Source organism: Empedobacter falsenii, from assembly GCF_019308355.1.
In the GTDB taxonomy this organism is placed as follows: domain Bacteria; phylum Bacteroidota; class Bacteroidia; order Flavobacteriales; family Weeksellaceae; genus Empedobacter; species Empedobacter falsenii_B.
The window spans coordinates 16195-34511 of record NZ_JAAGKM010000027.1; the positions used below are offsets into that span (position 1 = coordinate 16195).

General features: G+C 31.4%; 16 protein-coding genes and 1 pseudogene. 9 read left to right on the forward strand and 8 right to left on the reverse strand.

Annotation, left to right across the window (positions count from 1 at the left end):
• Window positions 1–14 precede the first annotated feature (14 nt).
• From G0Q09_RS10725 to ctlX, 5 genes are all read left to right on the forward strand, one after another.
• A complete protein-coding gene (locus G0Q09_RS10725) occupies window positions 15–2249 on the forward strand; it encodes a RelA/SpoT family protein (protein WP_219034867.1) in 2235 nt (744 codons plus the stop codon).
• Between the two features lie 43 nt (window positions 2250–2292).
• Entirely contained in the window at window positions 2293–2574 is a 282-nt protein-coding gene (locus G0Q09_RS10730; RefSeq protein ID WP_219034868.1) for a hypothetical protein, read from the forward strand.
• 149 nt (window positions 2575–2723) lie between these two features.
• The gene (locus tag G0Q09_RS10735) at window positions 2724–3701 is read left to right on the forward strand and encodes an amidohydrolase family protein (protein WP_219034869.1); all 978 of its coding nucleotides are present in this window, start codon (window positions 2724–2726) and stop codon (window positions 3699–3701) included.
• Between the two features lie 78 nt (window positions 3702–3779).
• Window positions 3780–4694 carry a dimethylarginine dimethylaminohydrolase family protein gene (locus G0Q09_RS10740; protein WP_219034870.1) on the forward strand — a complete coding sequence of 305 codons (915 nt, stop codon included), beginning with the start codon at window positions 3780–3782 and terminating at the stop codon, window positions 4692–4694.
• Window position 4695: 1 nt separating this feature from the next.
• Window positions 4696–5643, forward strand: a complete 948-nt coding sequence (gene ctlX / locus G0Q09_RS10745) for a citrulline utilization hydrolase CtlX (RefSeq protein WP_219034871.1) — start codon at window positions 4696–4698, stop codon at window positions 5641–5643.
• A gap of 62 nt (window positions 5644–5705) precedes the next feature.
• On the opposite strand, the gene G0Q09_RS10750 is transcribed toward ctlX, so the two are convergent.
• The 5 genes and pseudogenes from G0Q09_RS10750 to pafA form a co-directional block, all read right to left on the reverse strand.
• Entirely contained in the window at window positions 5706–6539 is an 834-nt protein-coding gene (locus tag G0Q09_RS10750; RefSeq protein ID WP_219034872.1) for a sulfurtransferase, read from the reverse strand.
• Window positions 6540–6623: 84 nt separating this feature from the next.
• Window positions 6624–7400 (reverse strand): hypothetical protein, encoded by a 777-nt coding sequence (locus G0Q09_RS10755; RefSeq protein ID WP_219034873.1) that lies wholly within the window; start codon window positions 7398–7400, stop codon window positions 6624–6626.
• Window positions 7401–7471: 71 nt separating this feature from the next.
• Window positions 7472–8641 carry a porin gene (locus G0Q09_RS10760; RefSeq protein WP_257468194.1) on the reverse strand — a complete coding sequence of 390 codons (1170 nt, stop codon included), beginning with the start codon at window positions 8639–8641 and terminating at the stop codon, window positions 7472–7474.
• Between the two features lie 234 nt (window positions 8642–8875).
• Window positions 8876–9230, reverse strand: a pseudogene (locus tag G0Q09_RS10765) (linear amide C-N hydrolase); the annotation flags it as partial.
• Window positions 9231–9636: 406 nt separating this feature from the next.
• Window positions 9637–11283, reverse strand: a complete 1647-nt coding sequence (gene pafA / locus G0Q09_RS10770) for an alkaline phosphatase PafA (protein ID WP_219034874.1) — start codon at window positions 11281–11283, stop codon at window positions 9637–9639.
• A 104-nt stretch (window positions 11284–11387) separates the two neighbouring features.
• Between pafA and G0Q09_RS10775 the strand changes: the two genes are divergently transcribed.
• A complete protein-coding gene (locus tag G0Q09_RS10775) occupies window positions 11388–11840 on the forward strand; it encodes an SRPBCC family protein (protein ID WP_115000556.1) in 453 nt (150 codons plus the stop codon).
• A gap of 50 nt (window positions 11841–11890) precedes the next feature.
• On the opposite strand, the gene G0Q09_RS10780 is transcribed toward G0Q09_RS10775, so the two are convergent.
• Window positions 11891–12097 (reverse strand): hypothetical protein, encoded by a 207-nt coding sequence (locus tag G0Q09_RS10780; RefSeq protein ID WP_038334195.1) that lies wholly within the window; start codon window positions 12095–12097, stop codon window positions 11891–11893.
• Window positions 12098–12233: 136 nt separating this feature from the next.
• On the opposite strand from G0Q09_RS10780, the gene fumC reads away from it, so the two are divergent.
• The 3 genes from fumC to G0Q09_RS10795 all read left to right on the forward strand — a co-directional run bounded on the left by fumC (window position 12234) and on the right by G0Q09_RS10795 (window position 14650).
• Complete coding sequence (gene fumC / locus G0Q09_RS10785) at window positions 12234–13631, forward strand: class II fumarate hydratase (RefSeq protein WP_180904387.1); 1398 nt, start codon at window positions 12234–12236, stop codon at window positions 13629–13631.
• Between the two features lie 129 nt (window positions 13632–13760).
• Window positions 13761–14195: an Xre family toxin-antitoxin system antitoxin gene (locus G0Q09_RS10790; RefSeq protein WP_038334185.1), complete on the forward strand. Its 435-nt coding sequence runs from the start codon at window positions 13761–13763 to the stop codon at window positions 14193–14195.
• 2 nt (window positions 14196–14197) lie between these two features.
• Entirely contained in the window at window positions 14198–14650 is a 453-nt protein-coding gene (locus G0Q09_RS10795; RefSeq protein ID WP_219034875.1) for an RES family NAD+ phosphorylase, read from the forward strand.
• A gap of 57 nt (window positions 14651–14707) precedes the next feature.
• Here the strand turns inward: G0Q09_RS10795 and G0Q09_RS10800 are convergent, their stop codons facing one another.
• Together G0Q09_RS10800 and G0Q09_RS10805 are read right to left on the reverse strand one after the other, a co-directional pair.
• Window positions 14708–17110 carry a heavy metal translocating P-type ATPase gene (locus G0Q09_RS10800; RefSeq protein WP_219034876.1) on the reverse strand — a complete coding sequence of 801 codons (2403 nt, stop codon included), beginning with the start codon at window positions 17108–17110 and terminating at the stop codon, window positions 14708–14710.
• 85 nt (window positions 17111–17195) lie between these two features.
• The coding region (locus G0Q09_RS10805; protein ID WP_219034877.1) for a sensor histidine kinase at window positions 17196–18317 on the reverse strand (1122 nt) is incomplete at its 5' end.

Genomic DNA, 18317 nt, shown 5'->3' on the forward strand with positions numbered 1-18317 from the left:
AAAACATAAGAAAGATGGATACGCCTCATGTTATTACAGACGAACAATTAGAGAGAGAGAACATTGAGATAACGAGACGTTATAAAGAGATGCTTCAAAATACATATGTCACTTTATCAGATGAAGATAAAAAGCTGATTCGTAAAGCTTTTGATTTGGCTGTTGATGCGCACAAAGATCAGCGCAGAAAAACAGGCGAACCATATATTTATCATCCGATTGCTGTTGCCAAAATTGTTGCTGACGAAATTGGGCTTGGCGCTACATCAATTTCTGCGGCTTTAATGCATGATGTAGTAGAAGATACAGAATATACGTTAGAAGACATTGAGAAACTTTTTGGAAAAAAGATTGCAAAAATTATAGACGGATTAACAAAAATTGCGGTCTTAAACAAGCAAGATGTTTCGATACAATCAGAAAATTATAAAAAATTATTGCTGACTTTATCTGAAGATGTGCGTGTGATTTTGATCAAAATTGCAGATCGTTTACACAATATGCGTACGTTAGAAAGTATGCGCGAGGATAAACAGTTAAAAATAGCATCCGAAACCATTTTTATATATGCGCCTTTGGCTCACAGAATGGGATTGTATAACATCAAATCAGAATTGGAAGATTTGAGTTTGAAATACACTAAACCGGATGCGTATTTTAATATTGAACATAAATTAACAGAAACAGAAGCCGAAAGAAAAAAATACATTGATGATTTCTGTAAGACTATTTCAGAAAAACTTGAAGCCGAAGGTTTAGAATTTGAGATCAAAGGTCGTTCAAAATCAATCAATTCAATTTATCGGAAAACAGTTAATCAAGGAATTCCTTTCGAGGAAGTTTTTGATTTGTTTGCGATTCGTGTAATTTATCGTTCGGACAAAAAGAATGAAAAATTTTTAGCTTGGAAAATTTATTCGTTGGTAACGGATTTATTTATTCCAAATCCAAAACGTATGCGCGACTGGATTTCTCAACCCAAAACAACGGGTTATGAATCGCTTCACGCAACGGTTATGGGACCACAAGCACGTTGGGTAGAAGTACAAATTCGTTCCGAAAGAATGGACGAAGTTGCCGAAATGGGTATTGCAGCACACTATAAATACAAAGAAAATATATCGGACGACGAAACGAAAGTTGATGAGTGGATTCATCAAGTTCGTGAAATGTTGGAGCAAGAGGATACTAAGGATGCGATTGAATTTATGGATAATTTCAAATTCAATTTGTACTCCAAAGAGATTTATGTTTTTACACCAAAAGGAGATTTACATTCGTTACCAAAAGGAGCGAGTTCGTTGGATTTTGCTTACTCTATTCACACCAATGTTGGTGACCATTGTTTGGGTGCAAAAGTGAACGGTAAATTGTATCCCTTGTCGCATCAATTGCAAAGTGGAGATCAAGTAGAAATTATTACTTCAACGCAACAAAAACCAAAATTAGAGTGGTTAGAATATGTTGTAACGAGTAAAGCGAGAAGTAAAATTAAAGCTTCTTTAAACTCGGATAAGCGTAAAGTTGCAGAAGATGGAAAAGAAATTATTCAACGAAAATTAAGACACTTAAAGGTTGATTTTAATGATAATACAACTAATCAGTTACAGCAATACTTTAAGTTAAGTTCGAGTCAAGATGTATTCTATAATGTTGCAATGGGAATTATTGACAACAATGATTTACGCAAATTTGCAGAACGAAATACAGGCTTTACTGGATTGATTAACCGTTTCAGAAAATCAACATTCAATACAACTAAAAAAGATAATATTCCTGTCGATAAAACGAAATTAGATAGTCTTGTTTTTGGGAATGATGAAGAGCGTTTAGATTATGAATTAGCGAGTTGTTGTAATCCAATTCCGGGTGACAAAGTATATGGTTTTATCACAGTTTCAAAAGGAATAAAAGTACATAAGGTAGATTGTCCAAACTCAGTTTCGTTACAAGCAAATTATGCGTACAGAATTATAAAAGCGAAATGGATTGATTCTTCTCAACAAGAATTTAAAGCGTTGATTGAGTTACAAGGTTTGGATCGAGCTGGAATGGTGAGTGATATTACGTTAGTTATTTCAAAAAATAACTCGTTGAACATGCATAGTATTAATTTATCTGAGGATGCAGGTATTTTTGATGGAAAGATTACAGTTTCAGTTAAAAATAAAGCCGAATTAGAAAAAATCATGATGGAAATGAAAAATATTGAAGGAATTCAATCTGTAAAACGAACATACAAAAATTAGTTTTTATAAAATATTTAATTAACTTTATATAAATTAACGATTTATGAAAAAAATATTATTAGCTTTTGCATTTCTTCCAATGTTGAGTTTTGCACAAGAAAATTCAAATGAAAAAGTTTTAAATAGAATTGTACCAAGTTCTATATCTATTTCTGAATATGAAAATAGTAGACCTGCAATTTTTATTGATGGAGAGAGAGTTGATAAAAGTATTTTTACTAAAATGAATCCAGATAATATTAAATATGTTACTTTAATCAAAACAGACAAAAAATATCAAAACGGAAAAATTGATATTGTTTCGAAAAAAGAGAAAGAATCATAAATAGAAAAAGTCCAACATATCGTTGGACTTTTTTATTCGGTGATGTTACTAACAAAGGCACAAAGTTACAGAAATCTTTTTGATAATATCGCTTCATTTCTATTGAATAATCTTGTTAATTTTACATCCCGAAAACAAACAAACTCACGATGAACAAACAAAACTATAATCCAATTGAAGAAGTACTTGAAAAAATCAACGAAAAAGGAGGTTGGGTTAATACGCATTCACACTTAGACAGAGCTTATTCATTGACTTCGGACACTTTCGCATTATCTAATTCTTACCTAAAAGAAAAATGGCATTTAGTTGATGACATGAAACGCAATTCATCTGTTGATGATATTTATTTCCGTATGGAAAAAGCGATTAATTTCATGTTAGAACAAGGTTGTCAAGCAATTGGTTCTTTTATTGATGCGGATGAAGTGATTGAAGATCGTAGTATACAAGCAGCTCAACGCTTAAAAGATAATTACGGAAAAGACATCGAAATGCGTTTTGCAAACCAAGTATTGAAAGGAGTTATTGATCCAAAAGCGCGTGAATGGTTTGATATGTCTTCTGATTTTGTGGATATTATCGGAGGTTTACCTGCAAAAGATTTCGGTCGAGAAGATGAGCATTTAGATATTTTATTATCAACTGCAAAAGCAAAAAATAAATTGGTTCACGTTCATGTTGATCAATTTAACACAGACGAAGAAAAAGAAACTGAACACTTAGCTTTGAAAACGATTGAACACGGAATGCAAGGAAAAGTTTCTGCGGTTCACTCAATTTCTGTAGCGGCTCATCCAAGAAAATATCGTTACGAATTATATGATTTAATTAAAAAAGCAGATATGCACATTGTTTCTTGTCCAACTGCTTGGATAGATCACAATCGTACAGAGCGTTTGGCGCCTTCGCACAACTCGGTAACGCCAGTTGATGAAATGATTCCAAGAGGAATTAACGTTGCCTTCGGAACAGATAATATTAATGATATTTATAAACCTTTTTCTGATGGTCATTTGTTAACGGAACTGCGTGTAATGCTAGAGTCTTGTCACTTTTATGATGTGGAACAACTTTCAAATATTGCAACAGTAAATGGTTTGAAAGCTTTAGGAATTCAAAAATAAAATGTATATTTATACAAAATTAAATCTCGCTATTGCGGGATTTTTTTTGGAACATAAAATTAAAAACTACAATAAATTATGCGATTAAATGTACAGAATGAAACGGCTCAACTGCAAACTGTAGTCTTGGGTCGAGCAGAATCTAACGGAGCTAATCCAACACTTGATCAGACGTTCGATGCCAAATCTTATGAAACCGTAAAGAATAACGATTATCCAAAAGAAGAAGATTTGATTGCGGAAATGTCAGAATTTGAACAAGTTTTGAAGAAGTATAATGTTGAAGTTTTACGTCCAACATTGATCGAAGATTGCAACCAAGTTTTTTCTCGAGATGTCGGTTTTGTAATTGATGATGAATTCTTTATCTCGAATATTATTCCAGATCGTTTAGAAGAATTGCAAGCGTATCGCGAAATAAAACGTCAATTTAAAGGAAATAAAATCAATGCATTACCAGAAGAAGTTTATGTAGAAGGTGGCGATGTGATTTTGTATAACGATTATATTTTTGTTGGAACGTACAAACAAGCAGATTTCAAAAATTATAAAACAGGACGTACAAATGTTGAGTTTGTAGAGTATATCAAAGCTAAATTTCCGAATAAAAAAGTCTTGGATTTTGAATTGAAAAAGAATGATGAAAATCCATATGAAGGAATTTTACATTTAGATTGCACATTCAATCCTGTTGGGAAAGACAAAGCAATTATTTACAAAGATGGCTTTTTATTTGAGAATGAATATCAGCAAATTGTCGATATTTTTGGAAAAGAAAATTTATTCGAAGTAACAAAAGAAGAAATGTATTGGATGAATCCAAATGTGTTTTCAATTTCTCCTGAAGTTGTTGTTTCTGAGAAAAATTTTATACGTTTAAATGATCATTTAGAAAATGTATGGAACATAAAAGTGGAACGAATTAATTACCGCGAAGTTTCTAAAATGGGAGGTTTACTAAGATGTTCTACAATGCCATTAATCAGAAAATAACATGAAACAAAAACAATATACGTCAACTATTTTGATGGTTGAGCCAACAGCTTTTTATTACAATCCAGAAACGGCTGTTAACAATTATTTCCAAACAGAAACGACAGATTCTCAAGAAGATATTCAGAAACAAGCATTAGAAGAATTTCAAGGAATGGTTTCTGCTTTGCGTTCGAAAGGTGTAAATGTTATCACGATCAAAGATACTGCTTCACCGCATACGCCAGATTCAATCTTCCCAAACAATTGGATTTCTTTTCATGATAACGGAAATGTTGTGTTATATCCTATGTTTGCAAAAAATAGGAGACAAGAGCGTCGTGAAGAAGATGTATTGAGTTTGTTGGAAGAAAAAGGTTTTCATATTGATGATGTGATTGATTTTACATCGGCAGAAGAAGACGAAATTTTCCTGGAAGGAACAGGAAGTATTATTCTTGATCGCGAGCATGAATTGGCTTATGCATGTATTTCTCAACGAACTGATGAAGATTTATTGATTGAATTTTGTGAGGAATTAGAATATACGCCAGTTATTTTTCATGCGAATCAAACTGTAAATGGAGAACGCAAACCAATTTATCATACAAATGTAATGATGTGTATTGCAGATAAGTATGCGATTATTTGTTTGGATTCTATCGATGATAAAAAAGAAAAGAAAACAGTTTGTGAGTATTTATTAGAAGCTGGAAAAGAAATAATTGCAATTACAGAAGCACAAGTGCATCAATTTGCTGGCAATATGTTGCAAGTTGGAGGTTTAGGACAATCATATTTGGTGATGTCACAAACGGCTTATAATTCGCTTAATCAAGAACAAATTTCTAAAATTGAGGCTTATAATCCAATATTACCTGTTAAGATAGATTTGATTGAAAAATTAGGAGGAGGAAGCGCTCGCTGTATGATGGCGGAAGTTTTCTTACCAAAAAATAAAAACATTTAGCTTAAAATTTACAAATCCGAGTTTTTTACTCGGATTTGTAAATCATGCAAAATAGTTTTAAACTATCTTTCAATCGGTAAATTTTCGTCAGCGCCCCATTCAGACCAAGAACCATCATAAACTTTTACCTTATCAAAACCTGCAATTGTCGAAGCCAAGGCTAGGATGGAAGCTGTAACTCCAGAACCGCACGAAAAAATATTTTCTTTGGATGAATCTGTCAATTTTTCGAAAATTGCTTTCAGTTTTTCTTTTGATTTATATGTTGTATCAGCCAAAACATTTTCAAAAAATAAATTCTTAGAAGCTGGAATATGTCCGCTTCGTAAACCTTGTCTTGGCTCAGGAGAAGTCCCCTTGAAACGCCCTTCTGATCGAGCATCTATAATCATTTTTGAATCATCATTTATTGCATTTAACATAACTTGTGTATCAGCAAACCAATTCGATTGAAAATCAGCAATAAAGTTACCTTTTACATTAGGTTGAAAATAAGTAGAAGTTGTGTCAAAATTATTTTCTTGCCAAAGAGTTAATCCGCCATCTAAAACATATACTTCTTTGTGTCCCATAGCTTTGAACATCCACCAAACTCTCGGACTAGAATAAACGCCCCAACGATCATAACAAACAATGATAAAATCTTGATTAATGCCCAAATGTTGAGCTTCTTTTGTAAAAGTTTCTTCATCAACAAGTGTATGAGGAAATTGCGAAGAATGATCAGAAAATTTTCCTTCCAAATCAAAGAAAAGAGAATTCGGAATTAATTCTAATTCTTCATCTTTAATCGATTTTCCAACTTTATCAATCGTACAATCTAAAATAATTAAATTTTTAAGAGGTAAATTATCTTGTAATTCTTGTGCTGATATGATTGGCGAATTGAAAGTCATTTCTGTTTTATTTTTTATAAAAGTAAAAAAACGTTATCATTAATAGATAACGTTTTCTATATATTTTTCAGTTTGATTTTAAAACTATTTTATATTAAATCCGACTTTTATCATCGGTCCAAACATATCCATATCATAAACAAAATTGGAATTATTACTTCCTTTTTCGTAGTCCATACTTATGATTTGATAGTCCGCCATTGCGTAAAATAAATTAGAGAATTGATAACCAGCCAATCCTTCTAATTGCCAAGCTAATTTTGATCCAATTCCAAATCCTCCAATTTCTCCAGAAACATTATACAAAAACTTTTTGTTTGGTAAATTTCTTGTTCTTGCAACCAACATAGGATCTACCCAGGTTTTAGAAAGATTACGATCTAAATGCATTGGTTTTAAAGAAATTGGATTGATTAGATTTACATCAAATCCAGATTTAATATTTACAAGGTTCATACTAATTCCAGCTTCTAACCAAGGAGTTATTTTTCTCAATAAACCAGCTTCAAAAGAGAATTGTTTTGATGTTAATTTGCCATCCAAAACTAAAGGATCTTTTTTAACATTTGCAGCTAAAGAAGCATAAATAATATCAGATGTAATTACCCAATCTTTATTTTCGGCTTCAAAAGTTAACATTCCGGCAAATTTCAAATGCTCAAAAAAGTCTGAAGGGGATTGACTTACATGTACATTCGGAAGTCGAGAAACACTCGCTTTTCCTTTCATATGAGGCAACATCATATTTGGCTCTACTTTGAAATGCCAAGAATCATCTGGCTGAATTGAGTCTTGAGCAAATGTTTGCGTACTTGATGCTAATAGAATTAAAAATGTGCTTTTTTGAAAAAAGTTAAACATAATTTTTTAAAGTTTCGTTTTATTAATTATTTCAAATAATAGAGAGAAAAGTTAAGTTAGTTATGGTTTTATTATAGGTTAAGTTTCTTATTAAATTGTCTAGATAAATCTAGTTTCATTCCCAATGTAAAAACACTTTGTTCTTTTTTACCAACATAATTTTTACCAAAAGAGATACGCTGTTCTGTATATAATTGTACATATTTCATCGGATAATATTCTAATCCTGTAATGAAATCACTTCGTCTGAAATTTTTATCAATGATTATATTTTCTACAGATTTCTTTGTTTCAGGAACATATAAATTATAACCTCCTAAAATTGAAAATTTATTTAGTTTATATTTCAACGCTGTCTCAAAACCTTTTGCATCAAAAACATATGAAGGATTAATTGTATTTTCAGATTGATATGAAATAGGTATAAAATCACCATTTTGCTGTAAAATTCCAAGTAGACTAACATCAAATTGTTTACTCGTATATTTTAAACCAATTGAATAAAAAGTTGGATGTCCTGATAAACCTAAGATATGATTATCATCAATTAAGTTTTGAGCTATAAAAGCACGGTTAAATGCAGCTCCAATACTAATATTTTGATTTAATTCTAATTGAGCTGAAAAACCAAAACCATCAATAATCTTATCATCATTTCCACCTTTTGTTTGGATTTGAGCACCAAATTGAAAAGCTTTAATTTTATTTCTATAAATTATTGATTGATCTGCTCGTCCTGTTCCTAGCAAACCACCATCTGTTCCACCTGTAAAAGTTGCAGAAGCGCGTCCTCCAAATACATTAAAACGATCTGTATAAGCTGTAACATCACGGTAAACACTCCATTGTTTACCAAATGTTATTTTACCATATTTAGACAAATCAATACCTAAGTAACCCAAGCGATTACCAAAAACTTGTTGTTTTTGTTCTGAAACAATTGTCAAAAGATCACTATCTAAATTTCCATCAACATTAAACGACGAGTTACCTTTGAACATATTTATTTGGAGTTCAATACCAGCTACAAATGCAATATTTCCTTTTTTTAGATTAATTTCAATTCCAGCACGAGAGGCATTTTCTTGTAGCTCCATTACTTTATCATGCACAGCAAGATGACCTCTCAAACTAGTGTAAGGTCTTATCGAAATATCAATTGTATCATTTGATTTTTGAGCATAAACAATAGATCCTAATAATAAAAAGGCAGATATAAAATGTTTGTTATTGGCAATCATATTGAATGTTGATTTAGAACTATTTGCAAGAAAAATATTGATTAATTTTTCGATCTAAATTCCAACAAATGTAAATGGTTTTGTATCACTAAAAAGTTGTGAAGTTTCGCCAGCATACGTTTCATTTTTACTTACGCTTAATCGTTTTGTTTTTGCATTTTTACCAAAATCAATTTTCTTTAAATCAACCCAAAATGTATTTGGAGTTTTTGTAGTTTCAAAGTAATAAACAAGATTTAATTGAGGATACTGGCTTTCTACTAACCACAAAACATTCGCAACAAGTCCTTTTTCGTTCATGCCATCTGTTGTCGCAATGTCCCAAGCACTTGCAATTACACTTCCGTATTTTGAAGTCCATTTTTCCGAAGCATTTCCAACGTTGCCAGATCGATCTATACCTCTAGGAAAAACCCAAATATTTGCATCAATTTCATCTTTCCAATCCATAGAACGAGCTGTGATTACAGTATTTTCTGGACCTTTATAGACAAACTCTTGTGCAAGCATCTAGTTGTGGAGATAATAAAAAAAATAGGTTGGTAGAAAATAATGTCAAAGTTAATTTACTTAAAAAAGTCTTTTTCATTATGATGTATTTAGAATATTAAAGTTATTAATTTAATTGGAGAAAATTATACTCTTTTACTAATATTGTGCAGAATATTAAAAATTATCCATTTATACAATGTTGTTTTTGGAATATTATAACGTTCTATAATTTCTCATGATTTTGTATAATTATCTTCTATTACAAATCAACGAAAAATGCTGATTTTCCTCTTAAAACAAATCCCTCATTACCCCCTCTTATTTATATTTTTCTCATTATCAATAATATGAGCTTATTATTTATCAAAATAATGTTATAGATGTTAATCGTTAATTTCTTTAATTATAAAATTTAAACAATTGAAATAGAGTAAATAATAATTATAGAAACAAAAAAAAACGCAACTAATTAAGTTGCGTTTTTAGAATTATCTTTTATAAGATTATTTTGGATTTGTTACTTCAGAAACTGGTTCGCCAATATTTCCGTTTGGCTCTTCTATATGTAGCAAAGCGGCAACTGTAGGTGCGATATCTGTCATATAAACACGGTTATTATTTTTACCATGTTTTATACCCCAACCCATCAAAACAAATGGAATGTGAGCATCGTAAGCCCCCCAAGTTCCGTGTGTTGTTCCTCCAGCATTTTGTTTTCCGCCGTACCATTGTGGTTCTAAAATATAAGTAATAGCACCGCTACGTTTACGATTGTAACCGTTAACCATTCGTTCTTTGATAATCGCAGGAATAGAAGCTTCTCCAATTTTATCCATATCAGCTACGAAAGAAACACCATCAACTTTTTGCATAAACTTTACGATTTCTTCTTTGATATCTTCTTCGTCTAATTTATTTTGTTCGATCGTTTGATAATTCAAATGAACCTGATAATTTGTTAATGAGCGTACAATATCAGTAGATTTGAATTTCTCTTGTAATTTAGCGTTTAATCCTTTTTTTACTTCTCCAGTTGGAAAGTATCCTGCATTACCTTTTTTATCTTGGAAATATTTAGGATTATGAGCTCCACCATGATCTGCAGTCAAGAAAACTAAATATTGTCCTTTTCCAACTTTTTGGTCTAAGTGATTAAATAATTGTTCCAAGTCTTTATCTAAACGCAAATAAGTATCTTCGGCTTCGATTGTATTTGGAGAAAATTGATGTCCAACATAATCAGTAGAAGAGAAACTAACCGCTAAAAAATCTGTAATTCCTTTCTCATTTTGACCTAATTTTTCGTTATCAATAATTTCAATCGCAATATCTTTTGTCAACGAATTTCCGAAAGGAGTAGAGCGAATCAAACCTAAACCATTGTCTTTTTTCAACGCTTTCAAATCATAAGGAAATTGCATTTTATCTAATCCTTTATAATTTTCGCGATATGGATTTCCATCTTTTTCACTTTGTACATAAGTATCAATCGGATAAAGTGTGTTCCATTTGTCTAAATATTTTTCAGCAACTTTTTTATCATTGAATTTTTGTAACCATTTTGGCAACTCATTCATATAAAATGTACTCGAAACCCAGTTTCCAGATTCTCCATCAAACCAAAAAGCAGCATCAGCAAAATGACCTGCAGGTAATATTCCTCCACGATCTTTTAACGAAACTCCATATACTTTTGAACGGAAATTTGTTGATAATTTTAATTGATCAGTAACTGTAGAAGTTAACAAGTTTTTTGGAGACATTTTTCCTGCTTTTGATGAAGTTCCAACCCCATTTACAGCATCATCTTGCGTACAATACATTTCTTGTCCTGTTGCTTGAATGATAAAATCGTTCCCAGCAATTCCGTGAATAGCAGGCACAGAACCTGTATAAATAGTGCTATGACCGATAGCTGTATAAGTAGGTATATAAGGAATATAGGTATTTTCGTTGCTAAAACCTTCGTTTAACATACGATTGAAACCTCCTGTAGAATATCTATCTTGGTAACGATATAAATAATCCCATCGCATTTGATCGACAACGATACCAACTACTAGTTTTGGACGGCTAACCTCTTGTTGCGCATATAGCGAAAGACCAGCAAATAACCCTAAAACACTTAAAAAAGTTTTATTAAATTTCATTTTAAAAATTTTACACATAGCAAATGTAACAATTAAATTTTGGGCTAAATTTAAATAATAATTAAAAAATTAGTAAATTAAACAAAATCATAAAAAAATAGAATATGAGTGCAAAGCCTGTAGAAATAGTAGAAATTTTTGATGTTTCAATTGATAAAGTGTGGAATGCCTTAACGACAAAATCTGCTTTTGATAAATGGTATTTTGATATTAAGAAGTTTGTTCCAGAAGTTGGATTCGAATTTGAGTTTTATGGCGGATCGTATTTACATCACTGTAAAATAGTAGAAGTAGAGCCGACTAAATTGTTAGCTTATACATGGAAATATCCTGTCTACGAAGGAAATTCTGTTGTTACATTTATTTTGGATGAATTAACAGATGAAATTGTTCCGCAAACAAAATTAACGTTGATTCATGAAGGAATTGAAACTTTTCCGCCTGATGATAAAAATTTCTCGCGCGAAAGTTTTGAAGCTGGTTGGACAGAAATTATCCGAATTAGTTTGAAAAATTATTTGGAAGGAAATTATGAAGAAGATTCGAAAGTCGAATAAATAAAAAAAGGAACTTCGTCAAGTTCCTTTTAATTTTTTTTTACAGCTTATTATTTTTTGAATAATACTGTGATTCCTTCTTGATTTGGTAAAATCGGACGAGGATCTTCTGCTGTTACTATTCCAGCTTTTTCTTTTCTTAAATTCGCAACCCAAAATGGAATCCAAGAAATAGCCATCGTTGCAAAAAAGATGATACCCCAGAATCCGCATAAAGCGATTGTTAAGAATAATAAGAAACCTAAAAATTGAATCATGATTTTATTTTTATGTGATACAAACTTAGTAAATAAAATTTATAGAAATACTAACATTAATCACTTTTCTTTCATCAAACGATTTCTTAAATTTGTGAGATAAGTAAACAATATATAAATAATAAAAAATACCAAAATGGAATACAGAATTGAGAAAGACACCATGGGGGAAGTAAAAGTTCCTGCAGATAAATACTGGGGTGCTCAAACAGAACGTTCTCGTAACAACTTTAAAATTGGTCCTGCGGCTTCTATGCCTCACGAAATTGTAGAAGGTTTCGCTTATCTTAAGAAAGCTGCTGCTTATGCAAATGCTGAATTAGGTGTTTTACCAGTTGAAAAACGTGATGCTATTGCTGCTGTATGTGACGAAATTTTAGCAGGAAAATTAGATGATCAATTTCCTTTAGTAATTTGGCAAACAGGTTCAGGAACTCAATCTAATATGAATGTGAATGAAGTTGTTGCTAATCGTGCGCAAGTTTTAGCTGGATTCAAAATTGGAGAAGGTGAACCAGTTCTTAAAGCGAATGACGACGTTAACAAATCTCAATCTTCTAATGATACTTTCCCAACAGGTATGCACATTGCTGCTTACAAAGCTGTTGTTGAAGTAACAATTCCAGGTGTTGAGCAATTACGTGACACATTAGCTAAGAAAGCAGAAGAGTTTAAATCTGTTGTAAAAATTGGTCGTACACACTTAATGGATGCAACTCCATTAACTTTAGGTCAAGAGATTTCTGGATATGTAGCGCAATTAAACCACGGTTTAAAAGCTTTAAGAAATACATTAGAGCATTTATCTGAAGTTGCTTTAGGTGGAACTGCTGTAGGTACAGGTCTTAACACGCCAGAAGGATACGATGTTTTAGTTGCTAAATACATTGCTGAATTTACAGGTCATCCATTTGTAACAGCAGAAAATAAGTTCGAAGCATTAGCTGCTCACGATGCAATCGTAGAAACTCACGGAGCTTTGAAACAATTAGCTGTTTCATTAAACAAAATTGCAAATGACGTTCGTATGTTAGCTTCTGGACCTCGTTCAGGTATTGGAGAAATTATCATTCCAGAAAACGAACCAGGATCTTCTATCATGCCAGGTAAAGTAAATCCAACTCAATGTGAGGCATTAACAATGGTTGCAGCTCAAGTTATGGGTAACGATGTTGCAATTACAATTGGAGGAACTCAAGGTCATTACGAATTGAATGTTTTCAAACCAGTTATGGCTGCAAACTTCTTGCAATCTGCACGTTTATTAGGAGATGCTTGTGTATCTTTTGACGAGCATTGTGCGCAAGGTATCGAGCCAAATTATGCTCGTATTAAAGAATTAGTTGATAATTCATTAATGTTAGTTACAGCGCTTAATACAAAAATTGGTTACTACAAAGCTGCAGAAATTGCTCAAACAGCTCATAAAAATAACTCTACGTTAAAAGAAACTGCAATCGCATTAGGATATGTAACTGCCGAAGAATTTGACGAATGGGTAAAACCTGAAGATATGGTTGGTTCTTTGAAATAAGAAATTTTAAATCATTATATCACAGAGAGGTTGCTTAGGTAACCTCTTTTTTTGTTAAATTTATTTAAATTTGAGAAAAAGTTCCTTTTTTAAGAGGAAAAATTGTAACTTTAGTAAAAGTTTAAAATTATGGCAACTGTTAAACTAAAAAAATACGAACAAATCATAAATGAAATCCCTGAAGTAAGAGATTTTACAAGTGTTTATTTTTACGTAAATCGTTATAATATTGATCAAAAATACATTCAATATCTTGATGAATTATCAACATTAAAAGACGAAATAATCTCAAGTTGGTTAAATATCACAACGCGTACATATAGAAATTACAAAACGAAAGATGTTTCTTTAAAAGACAATACAAAAGAGCATATTGTTTTATTGATTTCTTTATACAAGCACGGTTTGGAGGTTTTCAATACGAAAGATGATTTTGAGAAATGGTTAACAACGCCTAATGTTTTGTTAGATAAAAAATCGCCAGCAGATTTTCTTGATACAGTTTCAGGACTCAAATTTATCGATAATCGTTTAACTGCGATAGAGTACGGAGAAAACGTGTAATAATGTTAGTTTTCAATATTCGTAAAGCGAGATATTCAAAATCATTACAAGCTTCTGGAGTTGCCAACAGATGGAATAAAAATGATGAATTTGTTATTTACACAGGAAGTTCTCGTGCGCTCTCAACCTTAGAATTGGTGGTGCATCGAAGTTCTATTAGCATTGATAATTCGTACAAATTATTAGTGATAGAAATTGACTGCGAAGAAGATGAGATTTATGAAATTAAGAAGCCTAAATTACCTAAAAATTGGCAATCTGTAGAGGCTTATCCCGAGTTACAAGAAATTGGTTCTGCTTGGTATCAAGATTTTAAATATTTGGTCATGAAAGTTCCATCGTCAATTATTCCAAAAGAGTATAATTATTTAATCAATACAAAACATCCTGATTTTGTTTCGAAGGTTAAAATGAAAGAATTAGAAGATTATAATTGGGATGATCGTTTATTATAAAACAAAAAAATCGACTAAATATTTAGTCGATTTTTTTTATGAATATTTTAGAGATTATTAAATCTTTTTATACTTTAACAATAAACTATTTGTTACAACACTTACACTACTCAAAGCCATTGCAGCACCAGCAATCATAGGATCTAACAAAAATCCGTTAATTGGATAAAGCACTCCAGCAGCGATTGGAATTCCTATTACATTGTAAATAAATGCCCAAAATAAATTTTGATGAATTGTTTTGACCGTTTGCGTAGATAAATTAATTGCATGATCGATTTTTGTCAAATCTCCGCCAATCAAGGTAACTTCTGCCACATCAATCGCAATATCAGAACCATTTCCCATCGCAATCGAAACATCCGCCTGAGCCAACGCTGCACTGTCGTTAATTCCATCACCAACCATTGCAACAACTTTTCCTTTTTGCTGCAAATCTTTGATAATACTCATTTTATCATTTGGTAAAGCATTTGCGACAACTTGATCAATTCCGACTTGTTTTGCAATTGCATTTGCCGAAAATTCGTTGTCACCAGTCACCATCCAAACTTCAATTCCTTTTTCGTGAAAAGCTTTAATAGCTTCAACAGAAGTTGCTTTTATTTCATCAGAAATTCCAATTAATCCCAAAACTTTTTTATCATTTCCAAAGAAAGAAGTAGTATAATTTTTAATCGAAAAATCTTGAATAGCTTGTTTTACATTTTCATCAATTTGAATATTTAATTCAGTAATCCAACTTGTTTTTCCAACATAATAAGTGTCATTTAAAATATTAGCTTTCAATCCTTTTCCAGATATATCTTCAATTTTTAGTTCAGGTAAAATATCTTGTTTTCCAATATGTTCTGTAATCGCTTTTGCCAAAGGATGTTGCGAATTATTTTCGATTGTATAAAGCATATTTTTAGCAGAATCATCAAACCAAATCAATTCTTGTACTTTTGGTTTTCCTTCTGTAATTGTTCCTGTTTTATCTAAAATAATTGTATCAATTTTCTTCGCTAATTCTAAACTTTCAGCATTTTTGATCAAAATTCCTTGCTCAGCACCTTTTCCCATTCCAACCATAATCGCGGTAGGTGTTGCTAAACCAAGCGCACAAGGACAAGCGATAACAAGGACAGTAATCATCGATAAAAGGGCCATTGTAAAAGCATTTTCTTGACCTAAAACTAACCAAGTAATGAACGTTAGAATTGCAATAATAATTACAATCGGAACAAAAACACCTGCAATTTTGTCTACCAATTGTTGAACTGGCGCTTTACTTCCTTGTGCATTTTTAACCGATTGAATAATTTGAGCCAAAAGTGTATCATTCCCTACTTTCAAGGCTTTATATTGAATAGGAGAGTTTTGGTTTAAGGTCCCTGAAAAAACATTTGCATCAATTCCTTTTTCAACTGGAATTGGTTCTCCTGTCAATGAACTTTCATCGATAAAAGATTCTCCCGAAACAATAATTCCATCAACCGCAATTTTATCTCCAGGTTTTGCAACAATCAAATCACCAATTTGTACATCTTCAATTTTCACTTCAACTTGATTTCCATCTTTCACAACCAACACAGTATTAGGTTGTAATCCGATTAATTTCTTGATCGCTTCGGAAGTATTTCCTTTCGCACGTTCTTCCATCAATTTACCAATCAAGATAAAAACAATGATTAAACCAGCAGCTTCAAAATAAGGATGTGCGTGCAAACCTTTGCTGTGCCAATATTCTGGAAATAATGTATTGAAAACGCTAAAAAGATAGGCTACACTTGTACTCAAAGCAACTAAAGTATCCATATTGGCCGATTTATTTTTCAGTTGTTTCCAAGCCCCGACGAAAAATTGTTGTCCAAAAATGAAAAGAATTGGCGTAGAAAGTGCCCACATAATGTAATTTCCGTAGGGCATATCCATAAAAAACATTCCGATAATGAATAAAGGAACTCCAAAAATTAAAGCCCAAATCACTTTATTTTTCAGCGTTTTATACTTTTCTTCGTGAAGTTGTTCTATTTCTTCATCTTGATTTTTAAATTCATCAATCACCAAATCATAGCCAACTTCTACTAAAGCATTTTTCAAATTTTCTGGAGAAACTAAAGTAGGAATGTACTCGATTTTCCCCATTCCATTTCCGTAATTCACTTCCGCATTCACAACACCTAACTGACGATTAAGATTTGCTTGAGAACTGCTTGCGCATGAAGCACATGTCATATTGAGAACGGGATACGATTTTTCGACAGAATCTATTTTGAAGTTATTTTGCTTTAAAATTTCATAAATTTTAGGTGAGACTTTCCATAATTTTTTTGCCGAAACATTAATCGTTTTAGTATCTAAATTCACAGTATATTCATCAAGATTTTCTATTTCAGAAAGTAATTTATTGATGAGTTCAATATTTTTTTCTGAATTCAAATTGATAATCGGTATAGTAAGTGTTTGTGCATTCATAACAGTAATTTTATAAGACAAATTTCCAAAGATTTTGGCGAGAAAGTATTATATAATTAGAAGTTAAAGTTACACTTTTTACCAATTACTTTAAGATGATATTAAAACGTTTTACGTCATCATTTTGTTGAAAATACAAATAACCTTTGTGCGCTTCTATAATGTTTTTAGAAAGTGTCAAACCAATTCCTGCACCGTCTTTTCGAGTTGTATAAAAAGGTAAAAATATTTTGGAAATGATTTCTTCATCAATCAATTGTCCAGAATCTTGAATAATAATTTGCAATCGATTATCAGTTTGTTTCGATGAAATTTCAATTGATTTAATTTCTGCATTTTCTAATGAATAAATCGCATTTTTGATTAAGTTAATCAAAACTTGTTCAAACAAAATTCGATCAATTTCAACTTTAATATTTTCTGGAATTAAATTCTGAAATACAATATTTTTTTGATGAAATTCAGCCGAAAAAGATTGCTCAATTCCTTGGATAATTTCATACAAATTTTGTGTCGATTTAACAGGATTTGGTAACATGGTTAATTGACGATATTGCTCTACAAACGTCTGTAAATGCTGACTTCTATTCATAATTGTATCCAAACTCAAACGAATATCATCATAATCATTTTTATCTAAATTGTCCGTTTCAAAATAAGTTTTTGTGGTATTTGCTAATGAATAAATAGGCGTCAAAGAATTGATGATTTCATGCGCAATGACTTTCATAATATTCATCCAAGCCTCTTTTTCAGTGGAATCAATCACGCGCTGAATCGAATCAATAAAAATAATCGCATATTCATCATGAGCAATCAACGTTTTTGTGTTCTGAATCAGATAAGTTTGTCGCTCTTCATCATTAATTTGTATGTCAATTGTACTTTTAAAATCATCAAATTCTTTATTTTCTAAAGTTTCACAAAACTGTGGAATCAATTTTTTTAGATAATTCCACGAACTTGATTTTGGAACGCTAAATATTTGTTGAAAATGATGATTGATAAATATAATTTTTCGATCATTTTCTTCTTTTTTAAGAATCAAAAAACCAAACGGAACTGCATTCAATAATTGATGATAAATGATTTCTTTAGACGAATTTAAAACATGTTCTTCTTTAATTTTATGATATAATTTTAATGCAGAATTGTCTTTTTTATATTGATTTTGATTAATATTTAAGCTAAAGTCATTATACAATAA

What these genes read in the sequence shown, in the direction of transcription:
- ctlX (WP_219034871.1), top strand. Translation starts at nt 4,696, where the DNA reads ATGAAACAAAAACAATATACGTCAACTATTTTGATGGTTGAGCCAACA.
- G0Q09_RS10740 (WP_219034870.1), top strand. Translation starts at nt 3,780, where the DNA reads ATGCGATTAAATGTACAGAATGAAACGGCTCAACTGCAAACTGTAGTC.
- G0Q09_RS10730 (WP_219034868.1), top strand. Translation starts at nt 2,293, where the DNA reads ATGAAAAAAATATTATTAGCTTTTGCATTTCTTCCAATGTTGAGTTTT.
- G0Q09_RS10750 (WP_219034872.1), bottom strand. Translation starts at nt 6,539, where the DNA reads ATGACTTTCAATTCGCCAATCATATCAGCACAAGAATTACAAGATAAT.
- G0Q09_RS10735 (WP_219034869.1), top strand. Translation starts at nt 2,724, where the DNA reads ATGAACAAACAAAACTATAATCCAATTGAAGAAGTACTTGAAAAAATC.
- G0Q09_RS10755 (WP_219034873.1), bottom strand. Translation starts at nt 7,400, where the DNA reads ATGTTTAACTTTTTTCAAAAAAGCACATTTTTAATTCTATTAGCATCA.
- G0Q09_RS10780 (WP_038334195.1), bottom strand. Translation starts at nt 12,097, where the DNA reads ATGATTCAATTTTTAGGTTTCTTATTATTCTTAACAATCGCTTTATGC.
- G0Q09_RS10725 (WP_219034867.1), top strand. Translation starts at nt 15, where the DNA reads ATGGATACGCCTCATGTTATTACAGACGAACAATTAGAGAGAGAGAAC.
- G0Q09_RS10800 (WP_219034876.1), bottom strand. Translation starts at nt 17,110, where the DNA reads ATGAATGCACAAACACTTACTATACCGATTATCAATTTGAATTCAGAA.
- G0Q09_RS10790 (WP_038334185.1), top strand. Translation starts at nt 13,761, where the DNA reads ATGGCAACTGTTAAACTAAAAAAATACGAACAAATCATAAATGAAATC.
- G0Q09_RS10760 (WP_257468194.1), bottom strand. Translation starts at nt 8,641, where the DNA reads ATGATTGCCAATAACAAACATTTTATATCTGCCTTTTTATTATTAGGA.
- fumC (WP_180904387.1), top strand. Translation starts at nt 12,234, where the DNA reads ATGGAATACAGAATTGAGAAAGACACCATGGGGGAAGTAAAAGTTCCT.
- G0Q09_RS10775 (WP_115000556.1), top strand. Translation starts at nt 11,388, where the DNA reads ATGAGTGCAAAGCCTGTAGAAATAGTAGAAATTTTTGATGTTTCAATT.
- pafA (WP_219034874.1), bottom strand. Translation starts at nt 11,283, where the DNA reads ATGAAATTTAATAAAACTTTTTTAAGTGTTTTAGGGTTATTTGCTGGT.
- G0Q09_RS10795 (WP_219034875.1), top strand. Translation starts at nt 14,198, where the DNA reads ATGTTAGTTTTCAATATTCGTAAAGCGAGATATTCAAAATCATTACAA.